Origin of the sequence: Methanolobus tindarius DSM 2278 (assembly GCF_000504205.1) — an archaeon.
In the GTDB taxonomy this organism is placed as follows: Archaea; Halobacteriota; Methanosarcinia; order Methanosarcinales; family Methanosarcinaceae; genus Methanolobus; species Methanolobus tindarius.
This window is the reverse complement of record NZ_AZAJ01000001.1, coordinates 538,392-551,614: the sequence shown is the minus strand read 5'-3', so window position 1 is coordinate 551,614 and position 13,223 is coordinate 538,392. Positions and strand designations below refer to the sequence as shown.

General features: G+C 40.9%; 10 protein-coding genes. 9 read left to right on the top strand and 1 reads right to left on the bottom strand.

Annotated features, from left to right (window positions below; translation table 11 throughout):
- The first annotated feature begins 143 nt into the window (after positions 1–143).
- Positions 144–2,759: an ATP-dependent chaperone ClpB gene (clpB, locus tag METTI_RS02475; RefSeq protein WP_023844232.1), complete on the top strand. Its 2,616-nt coding sequence runs from the start codon at positions 144–146 to the stop codon at positions 2,757–2,759.
- A gap of 111 nt (positions 2,760–2,870) precedes the next feature.
- Here clpB and METTI_RS02470 read toward each other — a convergent pair whose 3' ends face one another.
- Positions 2,871–3,725: a TrmB family transcriptional regulator gene (locus tag METTI_RS02470; RefSeq protein ID WP_023844231.1), complete on the bottom strand. Its 855-nt coding sequence runs from the start codon at positions 3,723–3,725 to the stop codon at positions 2,871–2,873.
- Between the two features lie 175 nt (positions 3,726–3,900).
- Between METTI_RS02470 and METTI_RS02465 the strand changes: the two genes are divergently transcribed.
- The 8 genes from METTI_RS02465 to METTI_RS02430 all read left to right on the top strand — a co-directional run bounded on the left by METTI_RS02465 (position 3,901) and on the right by METTI_RS02430 (position 13,221).
- Positions 3,901–4,104 carry a hypothetical protein gene (locus tag METTI_RS02465; RefSeq protein ID WP_023844230.1) on the top strand — a complete coding sequence of 68 codons (204 nt, stop codon included), beginning with the start codon at positions 3,901–3,903 and terminating at the stop codon, positions 4,102–4,104.
- A 591-nt stretch (positions 4,105–4,695) separates the two neighbouring features.
- Positions 4,696–7,005 carry an efflux RND transporter permease subunit gene (locus METTI_RS02460; protein ID WP_052324296.1) on the top strand — a complete coding sequence of 770 codons (2,310 nt, stop codon included), beginning with the start codon at positions 4,696–4,698 and terminating at the stop codon, positions 7,003–7,005.
- On the top strand, positions 7,002–8,108 hold the full coding sequence (locus METTI_RS02455) for a COG1361 S-layer family protein (protein ID WP_023844228.1): 1,107 nt from the start codon (positions 7,002–7,004) through the stop codon (positions 8,106–8,108). The genes METTI_RS02460 and METTI_RS02455 overlap by 4 nt, the downstream gene beginning before the upstream one ends.
- A gap of 11 nt (positions 8,109–8,119) precedes the next feature.
- Complete coding sequence (locus METTI_RS02450) at positions 8,120–9,223, top strand: COG1361 S-layer family protein (RefSeq protein ID WP_023844227.1); 1,104 nt, start codon at positions 8,120–8,122, stop codon at positions 9,221–9,223.
- 42 nt (positions 9,224–9,265) lie between these two features.
- Complete coding sequence (locus METTI_RS02445) at positions 9,266–10,063, top strand: TrmB family transcriptional regulator (protein WP_023844226.1); 798 nt, start codon at positions 9,266–9,268, stop codon at positions 10,061–10,063.
- Between the two features lie 10 nt (positions 10,064–10,073).
- Positions 10,074–11,156: a PGF-pre-PGF domain-containing protein gene (locus METTI_RS02440; RefSeq protein WP_023844225.1), complete on the top strand. Its 1,083-nt coding sequence runs from the start codon at positions 10,074–10,076 to the stop codon at positions 11,154–11,156.
- 30 nt (positions 11,157–11,186) lie between these two features.
- Entirely contained in the window at positions 11,187–12,347 is a 1,161-nt protein-coding gene (locus METTI_RS02435) for an AI-2E family transporter (RefSeq protein WP_023844224.1), read from the top strand.
- A gap of 178 nt (positions 12,348–12,525) precedes the next feature.
- Entirely contained in the window at positions 12,526–13,221 is a 696-nt protein-coding gene (locus METTI_RS02430) for a DUF169 domain-containing protein (protein ID WP_023844223.1), read from the top strand.
- Positions 13,222–13,223: the final 2 nt, after the last annotated feature.

The window sequence follows — 13,223 nt, the reverse complement described above, 5'->3', positions numbered from 1 at the left end:
TATGGCCACTTGCTATCAGGTGTTTTATTTTACTCATTCCGGGTTGGACATGACCCTCAAAAACGTGTCAGGTATCAAAAAAGATTTAAGTTAAACATTCAAAAATAAAAATGGGAAATGTCAATCCCGGGGAGTTTATAATTATGGATCTTAACCGTTTCACACAAAAAGCCCAGGAAGCAATCCAGGGCTCAAGTACAATTGCTGCAAGATACAGAAACCAGCAGATAGACTGCGAGCACATGTTGCTTGCACTGCTGGAGCAGAGTGGAGGACTGGTAACAACCTTACTTCAGAATATGGAAGTACCGGTAGACCGCGTAAAGGAAAAAGTTGAAGCCCAGCTTGCAAACCTGCCACAGGTCTCAGGTCCGGGAGGGGATCAGGTCTACATGACCCAGACCATGAGGCGTGTCCTTGATGCAGCTTCACAGGAAGCAGGCAAGATGAAAGATGAATACGTGAGTGTCGAGCATCTCCTGCTTGCCATGGTGGAAGAAAAGGACAGTCAGTGTGGCAAGATACTTGCAAGCGAAGGCGTAACACGTGCCAGAATCCTTGAAGCAATAAAGCAGGTAAGGGGGAATAGAAGAATTACCTCAGAAAATCCGGAAGACACAATGGAACCACTGAAGAAGTACGGAATTGATTTCACAGAACTTGCATCACAGGGTAAGCTTGACCCGGTTATTGGAAGAGATCAGGAGATCAGGCATTCAGTTGAGATCCTTTCCCGCCGCAGAAAGAACAATCCTGTACTCATTGGTGAAGCTGGAGTGGGTAAGACTGCAATTGTAGAGGGGCTTGCACAGCGTATTGCCAAGAAGGACGTTCCTGATGCCATGAAGGACAAGCGTATCATTGCCCTTGATATGGGTGCATTGATAGCCGGTGCCAAGTTCCGTGGTGAGTTCGAGGAAAGGCTCAAGGCAGTGCTAAAGGAAGTAGCAGATTCCGAAGGCCAGATCATTCTCTTTATCGATGAAATTCACACAATCGTAGGTGCAGGTGCAACTGAAGGTGCAATGGATGCAGGAAACCTCCTCAAGCCAATGCTTGCACGTGGTGAACTGCATTGTATCGGTGCTACAACAGTAGATGAATACCGCAAGTACATCGAAAAGGATGCAGCACTTGAACGCAGGTTCCTGCCAGTATTCGTAGAGGAGCCAACGGTAGAGGATACTATATCTATCCTCCGTGGATTGAAGGAGAAGTATGAGGTGCACCACGGTGTACGTCTTAAGGACTCCGCACTTGTGGCTGCTGCCATTATGAGTAATCGCTACATTGCAGACAGGTTCCTGCCTGACAAGGCTATCGACCTTGTGGATGAAGCTGCTGCAAAGAAGAGAACTGCAATTGACAGTAAGCCAGCAGAACTCGATGAAGCAGACCGTAAGATAATGCAGCTTGAAATTGAGCGAGAAGCACTGAAGAAGGAAAAGGATGCAGCTTCAAAGGACCGTCTGGAAATCCTTGAGAAGGAACTTGCAGACATCAGGGCTGAATCAGATGCAATGAGAGCAAGATGGGACCGTGAGAAGGAAGCCATTTCAAAGCTCGGTTCACTGAAGCAGGAGATAGAGGACACAAAGGTCCAGTTGGAACTTGCTGAGAACGATAACAACCTTGAACTTGCTTCCAGGCTGAAGTACGGAACACTCATCCCATTGCAGCACCAGTATGCTGAAGAGGAAAAGCTACTTCAGGAAATGCAGGGTGAGATGCTCCTGAATGAGGAGGTCGGTGAAGAGGATATTGCCGATGTTGTCAGCCAGTGGACTCATATCCCTGTGACAAAGCTTATGGAGGGCCAGCGTGAGAAGCTTGTGCACTTTGAGGACAACCTTCACAACCGCATCATTGGCCAGAGTGAAGCTGTCAGGGCTGTTGCTGATGCAGTGATACGTAACTATGCAGGTATCAAGGACCCGAGACGTCCAATTGGAAGTTTCATATTCCTTGGTCCAACCGGTGTTGGTAAGACCGAGCTTGTAAAGGCTCTTGCAGCAGAGTTGTTCGACGATGAGAACAACATGGTGCGTATTGACATGTCCGAGTACATGGAAAAGCACACAGTTGCAAGGATGATCGGTGCACCGCCTGGTTATGTGGGACACGATGAAGGTGGCCAGCTCACAGAGGCTGTACGCAGAAGGCCATATTCCGTTGTGCTCTTCGATGAGATTGAAAAGGCACATCCGGATGTGTTCAACGTCATGCTGCAGATCCTTGATGACGGTCGTCTGACAGATTCCAAGGGCAGGACCGTGGATTTCAAGAACACGCTGATAATCATGACATCTAACATCTTTGCAGGTGATCTTACAGAAGTCCTGAAGTCCGATGAGGACGCGCAGGATGTGGATTACAATATACTGCAGATGCGTGCAATGACAGAGCTTGGAAAGTATTTCAGGCCGGAGTTCCTCAATCGTGTTGATGAAATTGCTCTCTTCCATGCACTCAAGCCGGAAGAGCTTGTAAAGATCGTTGACATCAAGGCAGCCGATCTTGTAGAGAGGCTTAAGGACAAGCGCATCAGTCTTGAACTTACGGATGCTGCAAAGGCATATCTCTCAAAGGCAGGATACAGCGAAACATTTGGTGCAAGACCGCTTAAGAGGGTTATTCAGAATGAGGTTGAGACAAGGATTGCTAAGCTCATCGTTGCAGGTGAGGTGCCGGAAGGCTCAACAGTGGTTGTTGACAGCAATGGTGCAGAACTTACTGTGGATGTCAGGTCTGCAGAATGAGATAATAGGAACCAATCTTTAAAACTATGTTCCGGTTGCATTAAGCAACCGACTATTTTCATTTTTCGAAATTGAACTTATTATGGGATTCATTATACTTTCGGTATTTCACTAATCAAAAGTTGAACCCATTTTTTTTCCTTTTCTCCATAGCTCTTCAAATTTATCTTTCAGCTTTGCCGCATATTCTTTATCATATACTTTTAGCTCGCCAAAAAGTAAGTCCGGATTTGAAGGGTCAGGAATTGGTATATGTGTAATATATTCATCGATTAACCTGAAGTCATAATCACAGTCCAGGGCCTTTGCATCGATGTTATTTCTAATTGTTTCCCTGTCATGCGGATCTTTTATGTGTGCAAACCTGTCTTTAATTAAATAATCAAGCACATCTTCCGGAAAGATTATTTTGATTTTGATACCTTTTTTTGCAGCCTTCACAAACTCATCAATTACAGTAGGCATAAATTTGTTAGGGTCAATATGTTTTTCATTGCGAATTAAATTTGACATTTTTGCCGGTTTGACATGCAAAATCTCAGTTTCAACTTCATCAAGCATATTCTTAATATTCTTTATAATATCATCTTCACCTATGGAGGTGGCCCAGAACTGAACTTCAGTGTGATCTGGCTGTGCTATGTCTGAGAATTTGGATTCAAGTTCTGAGACTTTCAGTTTGAAATTCTCAAGTTCATTCTTTGTTTCTTCTTCTTTTTTTGTGTACAGATTGTTCAGGGCAATGGAAGGTTTGACAGCTCTGTATTTTCGTGGTCTTGATCTCTGGAACTCAACAAGTCCCATATTATTCAGATTTGAAAGGACTTCATATATCTTCCCAACGGGTATGTCTGATTTGCGTGACAGCTCCTGTGCGCCTGTTACTCCTTCTTTTAGCAAAGTTGAGTATGCTGAGGCTTCATATTTTGTAAGCCCCAGGTCTCTTAATGATCCTTCGTGGTCCATGTTATCACGTTTTATTTTCCCTATTTGAACTCTATATATCTATATAGTTCTTTATTAAAACAACTATAAAGATGTTTTTACTGGTAAGATTTATATCATTTCACAACGTAGTCATACTCGACGATACATAGACAAGTATCTGCAGCATCGATTAATTTAATAATGGTGTTTCACAATGAAACAAAAATCGGATATAGCAGCCAAAACAGAATCTTCAGTTGATATCTTAAAAGACCATATTGAAGAGATTTCTGTTAAATGTCTTGATAATAACTGGATTCAGGATAATAAGATTGATCTGAACTCATTAATGGCAGATAACCATTCAAATAAGCACTTTAAACCTTCTTCCGGCTTATTTAACAATAATGTAGATTAAATATTCTTTCAATGCAACTCTTTTCTTGTTTTTTTGAGAGTGAAACTCTTATATATTCACCTGTATATACAACAAACCAAGTTCTAACTTATTCCTCCAATTGAAGGTTCGCTTGTTCTCAAATCTCATTGCGTTAAATATTGAAGTTAAGTTTCTATTGCTCAAATATGCTCTTTGATGTTCTAACATTGTATGTAAAAAAACTATTCTGTCTATTTATCGCAAGGTTTATTTACTAATAATGCTGTACTAATTTTGTGTACCATCAACATCACGCTATGCGTGTATGTTAGTACCACCCTATCCAACCCCCAACGAGGCATCCTTCACAGGATGTCTCAACCCTGTTTTAACAATTTCAAAAAATAGGCTAATTGATATGCTGTTACGGATATTTCATTCTAAATACACTTTTCACTAGTTTATTAAAGGGTAAAACCCTTATATATAAAACAGGTTATTTACTGTCATGTTAAAACAACTCGTATAGAGTTTTTTAGTAATAATAATAAATCACAAGGAGTGTTTATCATAAAAAACATCTTTCAAAAGCTAGGTGTTTTCGTAGAGAACAATACCGTTCCAATCATAATGATAGCACTGCTTCTGATAATTATCTCTTTTCAGGGTGCTCAGTTAATCGGAATGGCTTCAGGCACTGATACATTTGTCGAGAAAAGCTCAAAGCTTTATCAGGACTATGATCACCTTTACCTGAATCTTTTTGGAACTGAGTCCATTGTTGTAATGGTTGAAGGCAGTGATGTTACGGAACCGGAGCTTTTAAAAGCTCTCGACAGGGCTTATATTTCCGTCCAGAACATACCAGGTGTGGTGGAAGTAACTTCGCCCTCAACTATTATAAAAGAAGTTAATTATCAGATGACCGGCAGAAGTACAATTCCTGACGATTCACAAACAATTGACGGGATTATTGATAGCTCCATGCCCAGTGCACTTATGCCGGATGACACGCATGCCGTAATGTCTGTTGTCCTGGAAGGTACTTCATCGGATACTACCAAGGAAGAAATTCTCAGGGAAACCGAAACTTCCATAGAACTTGCAAATTTCCCTGCTGATTACAACATAATTGTAACAGGAGATCCTGCTTTTAGTATTGCCATGAATGAAGAAATGAACACAAGTATGGGCATACTTCTTTCACTGTCCGTCCTTCTTATGGTTGTAGTACTATACCTGGTATTCAAACACGTAAGATGGAGACTACTTCCTCTGCCAATAGTGCTGGTAGGTATAATATTCACATTCGGTGCAATGGGTTTCCTTGATATCCCAATGTCAATGGTATCAATGTCAGCATTCCCTGTTCTAATCGGACTTGGTATTGATTATGCTATTCAGTTCCATAACAGGATCGAAGAAGAGCTTGCACGTGGGGAAACTGATGAGGAAGCTGTAATCGATACTATCAAGCATACAGGTCCTGCAGTATTGATAGCACTTATTATCACAGCTCTTGGATTCTTCTCATTGTTCACATCATCAGTTCCAATGATCCAGGATTTTGGAAAGCTTCTGATGATAGGAATAGCAATGTGTTTTATTTCCTCGCTTTTCCTGGGAGTTACCATTCTCTATGGATTCGATAAGATCTCTAAATGGAATATACTTGGCAAGCTTGGTTTGAAAAAGAAATCTTCTCAGCATGAAACTCATATAATTATTGATGAAGAGCATGAGCCTGACTTCCTTGAAAAGGCCCTGAAGGGAATTTCGACATTTTCAATGAGAAATCCACTTCTAATCTTATCTATTGCAGGTCTCTTGTGTTTGGGTGGTCTTTACGCAGATAATCTTGTGGGTATCCAGACAGATACTGAAACCTTTGTTCCACAGGACATGCCTGCTCTTCTTGAGCTGCAACACATGGGTGAGATCCTCGGAGGAGATGACCAGCTAAATCTTATCATAAAAACAGATGACAACGCTGACCCGGAACTACTTGAATGGATCGATGATTTCTCCGAACATGAGGTTGATGGCAGAAGTCATATACAGGATTCTTCGAGTATTGTTGACCTTGTAAAAGCTGCCAATTCCGGTGAAATTCCTGATAGTTCAGAGGAAGTGCGGGCAATATACGATCAGCTTTCTGATACTCAGAAAGACGCTTACATCAACGGAAATTCAATAATCATGCTGAACCTGAACATTGGTAATGCTATGAGTGAGCTTGGTCTTGAAGGTATAGAAGCTCTTTCAAATGTTGTAGAAGAGGATCTTCAATGGATGGCTCCACCACCTGGTGTGCATGTAACAATTACCGGACACTCAATGGTTTATGTAGAGGTAATATCCGCTCTGACTTCAGGTAGGGTCTTTATGACAATGCTTGGTATTGCACTTGTATTTGCAGGTCTGCTGGTAATTTACAGGGACATTCTCAAGGCACTTACACCTGTTCTGACCATGGTTGTGGTCGTAGGATGGTCTGGCGGACTCATGTACTATACAGGAATGGAATATACTCCAATGACTGCAACACTTGGAGCATTGATCCTTGGTGTTGGTTCAGAGTATGCAATCCTGATGATGGAGCGTTATTTTGAAGAACGAGAGAAAGGTGCAGATCCTGAAGAGGCAATGCAGGAAGCAAGTGTTAAGATCGGAAAGGCTATTGTCACATCCGGTGCAACCACTGTTTTTGGTTTCTCTGCTCTTATAGCTTCTCCATTTTCGATTACCAGTAACTTCGGGGTAATCACGGTAATGGATGTAATACTTGCATTATTTGCAACATTTGTTATCTTCCCTCCAATAATAGTTACACTGGATAAATACAGAGAAAAAAGGAGACACTTCCACGAAACGCACAACAGGTCCGGTTCAGGTGGAAGTAATATTTTAAAAAGCATTCAGGAGGCAATTACCCAATGAATGTGAGATATAGTAATATAAGTGGTTTTAAAAAATATACTATTCTTATGGTGGTATGTATTCTGCTTTCCATTGCTTTTGTAGCTGCAGTACCTTCTGTAACCGCAAAAGAATACCTGCCTCCTACTTATGAATATACGAATAATTTCTATAACTCGTACGGTGAGCCTGCAATTTCAGCTTCCGTACTTGGTGACACAGAATTCGAACGAGGAGAAACCGCAACCATCGAAGTTATTCTTGCAAACCGTGGTGTAATCTATGGTTTCAAGGCAGACAAGGGTGTAGGTACTTCAGAAACATTACATGAGCTTTCACTTGATGAATTGCAGTATGAAACCATGAGAACAACTGCATACGGTATCAAGGCAAGTCTTGTCTCTCCTACTGGTATGATAGATGTGGATTCTGAAACAAACAGTCACACTCTGGAGGAACTATATCCCGGAGTCTTGCCTGATGATCCGATGGAATTCACCATTACTCTTTCAGAGGACATTCCCGCAGGTGTCTACATACTTGAATTGCCTCTGAACTATGAGTATCAGAGTGATGTCAGGATGACAGCAGGTGAATCAATAATACTTGGTGAGCCTGATCTTGATCATACAAGTATTTACACTAATGTGGAAACAACCCTTCAGATTCCTATTATTGTTAAACCGGAGGCAAAATTCGAGATAACAAATGTCACAGGAACTCTTGTATCAGGTGGTACAGGTGCTGTAAATGTTACATACACCAATACCGGTGAGCTCACTGCTGAAGATGCCATTGCAAGAATAGTCGCAATGAAGCCTTTGAGTGCTGAACGCTCAACCAGGACTCTTGGAACTATGGAACCTGGTGAAAGCAGGACTGCTACTTTTACAATAAGCTCTGATGTTGGTACGCTTGTAAAGAATTATGGTGTTGACAGTGAGATCAAATATATCGATGAAGATGGTGAGGATGCTTTCTTCACAGGTATGACGGTAACTTTGCCACTGGAGGAACCAGATGGAGAAATCAATGTAACTGGATTAGCTCTTGCTGGTATTTTTGTAATAATAATAGTATTGGTTGTTAAAAATAAAAGGAAAAACGTGTCTAATGACGATTAAGAGGGATGCTTATGATTAAAAATATTAACTTTAAAATGGTGGTTTCAGTATCATTGATCCTCAGCCTGCTCTTTGTATTACCAGTGAGCGCTGACACCATGTCCACGATGGACCTGGAACTTCCTGATTTCTTCAATTTTGATGAAAACTATTACACAGTTTACGGTGGTCCGGATGTATCTGCCACCCTTGTAGGAGATAATGAATACTCAAGAGGTGACGAGGTTACCCTTAAGGTCAACCTTATGAACAAAGGTGTTATCACCGGTTTTAAGTCCGAAGAGGATGACGATCCTGTATCAGAGCTTGACCAGAAGATCCAGCAAACTGAAATGGGATACGAGGCCCAGAGGACCACAGCAATCGGTATTGTTGCAATCCTTACTTCTGATGATCCGAATATCAGGGTAAAGTCTGGTGCGCAGGAAGCAGGAACTCTTGCATCCGGTGAACAGACATCCGATCCGCTGGAGTTCAACATTGAAGTGTCAAACAATGCACCTGCCGGTGAATATCCGCTAAACCTGACTCTCTACTATGGTTACCAGGAAAATGTTCAGATCAACGGTGACAACGAAACAGACCTTGGCATCACAAATATGGAAGTCGGTCTCTGGTATGCAGTAGGCCAGCAGATGGACCAGGTCAGTGTTATTGTTGATGAAGAAGCTGACTTTGAAGTCACAAATGTAACCGGTGAACTTGTCCTTGGAGAAGAAGGCATAATCCGTGTTACTTATAAGAACACTGGTGAAGAGGCTGTAAAAGATGCGACTGTAAGGATTAGTTCAGATGATCCTTTCAGCACAACCGATGACCAGTCTTTCATTGGTTCACTTGAACCCGGGGAGTCTGCAGAAGCAGTTTTCAAACTTGCAGTGGATGAAACCGGTGTTGCAAAGAACTACGCAATTAACAGTGAGATAAAATACGAGGATATGGATGGACACAGCCAGACATCTGATACTGTGAAGATAACAACAGAGGTTCTGCCGGCAGGTTCGTCAGACTCAGGCTCAGGGGCATACGTGGGTATTGTTGTAGTGCTTATCGTTGTAGTTGTAGCTGCAATTGGCGCTAAGAAATTCCTCGGAAAAAAAGAAGAAGATAACTGATCTTCTTCTCATTTTTATTTTTAGTTTTTAGAGGCAACAATCATGATCGTAACATCTCTTCAGAATCTTGGTTTCACTTCTTATGAAGCAAAGGTTTACGTAGCTCTTATCAGAAACGAAACTGCAACAGTTTCAACATTACATGATGATTCAGGAGTTCCGAATTCAGCAATTTACGGTGCTTTGAAAAAACTGGAAAAAAAAGGCATAATAGAATTCCAGAATACAAAACCAATGCGTTACAGGTGTATTCCTCCGAATGAGGCTCTTCTTAAGTTGAAGAATGATTATGCAGATGAATGTGATGTTGTCTTTGAAAAATTAAATGAAATTTATGGCGAATCTGCAAGTGAAACAAGTAAGGAGCACATCTGGAATATCACTGGTGCAAGAAATGTTACCTGTAAAATAATCCAGATGATGGAAGGTGCCAGAAAGGATATTCTTATACTGGCTTCATCGAAACCCTTCAGGACAATTGCAGAAAACCATGCATCCCTCAAAAAGGATTATACTACTATTATAGGTATCATGAATAGGAAAGCCAGTGAAGAAGGCATTAGTGTAAGGGTAATAAGTTCCTGTGAAGATGAAGCAAAGAAGATTCAGAATCTGGTTCCTCTGGCCACAGTTCGTGTGAATTCCATTGAAGAAGCCGGTTCGGAAATAAAAAGCTTTGTTATTGTGATTGATGATTCGGAAATGCTTGTTGACATACTAAAAGATGATGATGGGGACACTGACCTGTCTGCAGTGTGGACAAATGGTGCAGAGTTCTCCTCTGTAATTTCCCATCTGTTAAGTGCAAAATGGGAAATCTCTGAAAAATATGCAATATGAGGTATTGAACTTGTTTTCCACTAAAAATGATATTAAAGCCCGGCTTATTATTTCAGCTGTTTTTCTTATCCTATTATTGGCAATTACTCCTGCATCAGCAACTTTCAATGCTACATTTTCACCTGACAATGCGGTTATCAGTTCAAGACTTGATCGTGAACCTGTCTTCCGGGCAAATGTAAGTGAGAATTCTACTATTGTCTGGTTCCTCGATGATTATCAGGTAGCAAGTTATACTGGCATTTGCAACAGCAGTTATGTTCCTGATGTTTCCGAAACAGGAAATTACAGTATAATGGTCAATGTTTCAAATCCCAATGGAAGTATGGAAAATCAGTGGTATTGGGTAGCCACTGCCACTCCTTCTCAGATCATGTCAGGTGGAAGTGGGGGCGGCAGCAGTTCTTCAGGATCCGTTTCATCCGGTGAGGATTACAAAAATATTCTCGTAAAGGAAGTAAGCATGCAGGTGCTCAACAAAAATGTTCTTACTGAGTTTTCATTTAATGAAGCAGATAATCCCATCAGTTCTCTGGAATTTACATCATCAGTCAATGCAGGTTATGTACGCATGTCACTTGAAGTATTGAATAACCGTTCAGCTTTTGTGTCTGAAGATCCGGATAACGAGGTTTATCGTTATGTAAATATCAATCCTGACAGGACCGGCCTTGATAATAAAATAAGTGATACTCGTATTTTCTTCAATGTAAGTCAGCAGTGGCTGGATGAGAACAATATTGATTTGGATTCTGTGCGTCTCAACCTTTTCAGCAGTTACGGCTGGAGAACTTTTCCTGTAAAGGTTATATCGGGTTCAAATGAATCGGAAAGTTATCATTCAAACATCACTTTCGTTTCAACAACCAATGGATTTGGTAACTTTGCGATAACCGGCAAAGTAAATGCAAGTTCTGAGGATGGTGTGGTAGTTATTGATATGGGCGGAGATTCATCGAAGAATGTTTCAGGTTCAGATTCTGGTCATGAATCAGGTTCTGATGAAGATAATTCAGATTCAGAAAACGTTCTTGATTCTGTACTTAAATCCATGAAAGACTTATTTATAAAAAGAAATCCTGTAAATACTTAAAAGCTAGCTAAGATTTTGCAGGGAGATTAAATGGCACTGACAACTAATTCCAAGGTATGGAGCATAATGCTCGTTGTATCTGTATTCCTTTCTATTTTCTTTGCTGTACTGTTCCACTTTGAGGACATATTTATCGTTCTGATAATAGGAAGCATACTCGTCCTTCTTACAGATAGTATCCTCATAGAATTTAATCATCATTTTGGTCACAAATCTCTCTGGTCAAGAAGATTCTATGCAGTTTCTCTTGTTGTCATTGGTGTATTGCTGGTGTCTGTGTTACTGGTTGGTCAGTTATCAGATATGACTTCTCTTGTGAACTCGCAGGAAGAATATGAAACAGGTATTACCAATCTTTTTTCTACCTATGGGTATCTGTTTTCTTCACAGAATAATGCAAATATGGGTCCGATAATGGGTGATGCACCATCAGGCGTTCCTTCCGGGAATATGAATGGAAGTATGGTTGGAAATGCAAGCGCAACTGTTAATGGTGATATGGCTACAGGCCCACTAATATCCAGTGAGGACATGCAGTCAATTGGGGATTATATCTTCAGTTTCTTCTCATCACTGATCTCAAAATTATCGTATTTTGTATTCACCGGTCTTTTGATTATACCAATGATGTTCCGCCTTTATTTTGCCAAGAAAAATGTAATAGTCACAGAAATTGTTGGATTTTTCCCGATAAAGTATCAGGATTGTGTATCCTCTTCGATACTTGATATCGGAAAGCGTCTCAGGGATTATTTCTCTGCAAAGATTCTTGAAAGCGTGGTTGTGGGGCTGATTTGCTGCATTGGTTTTTATCTGTCAGGCATAAGCGGGTGGTTTTTCCTTGGTGCACTTGCAGGTTTACTGAACATAGTACCTTACATTGGTCCTGTTGTCGGTGCAATTCCTGCTGTAATAATTGCTTTTATTGTAAGTCCGACAACCGCACTATATGCAGTAATAACAGTTGTAATGGCCCAGCTTGTAGATAACCTGTATCTGATTCCGTATATGATTTCAGGAAAAGTAAATGTTAATCCGCTTTTGAGTGTTTTGCTGACTCTTATATTTGCAGATATGCTCGGTGCACTCGGAATGATTCTTGCAATTCCTGTTTATATTATATATAAAGTAGTATTGACTGAATTCTACAATGAACTGAGAAAGATATATCCGGACGAATATGATGCATGATTGTGTTTTTTTTAAATATGATTTACACTTTAATCTTTTTATACATGTTAACGGGTGTGAATATTTAGGGCCTCTATATTGCGATTTTGGACTTGAATGGTAAGCTTGATATAGCAGTTGTGCGTAATACGTGCACATCCTAAAAACAATAACTTTTTCTTTTACAGGAGACCCTCTAATGAACAACGCAGATATCCAGAAATATGGTAAAGAACTCAAAGACGTACTTCAAATTTCTACATCCCCGGTTGCAGTTCACCTTGTCAGGAACGACGAGGAAATTCCGGAGGATATTCCACACATTGGTGAAACAACAAGACACTGCCAGATGGTAGATAATGTAAGAAGGCTTGGTACTGCCTTTTATGCTACACTTGACGACCAGATGTGCAAGGGCGGTGCATCTGTCATGGGACTGACTGAGATGAGTCCAAAACTCAAATCCGGTGAAGTCTATTATAATCTTAATCACTTTGCTTCCCTTGAAGCTGCAAAGGCAACCATGGAAAAGGTTCCAATGGTAGATGCAAATTCCATAAAGGCTGTACTTTACGCACCACTTGAAGAGACAACTTTCATGCCTGATGTCATCCTTGTAATTGCAAAGCCAAGAATTGTGATGGAACTTTCACAGGCACTGCTTCAGAAGAATGGCGGACGTGTAAATGCAGGATTTGCCGGCAAACAGAGTGTCTGCGCAGATGGTGTTTCATATCCTTATCTTACAGGTGAGGCCGGTGTTACAATAGGTTGCAGCGGCAGCAGGAAATACACTGAAATACAGGATGAAGAAATGATTATGAGTGTACCTGTAGACATGTTGCCTGCTCTTGTAGAATCTGCTAAGGCAATGTTTGGCAGCTACGCCTGCTAAAA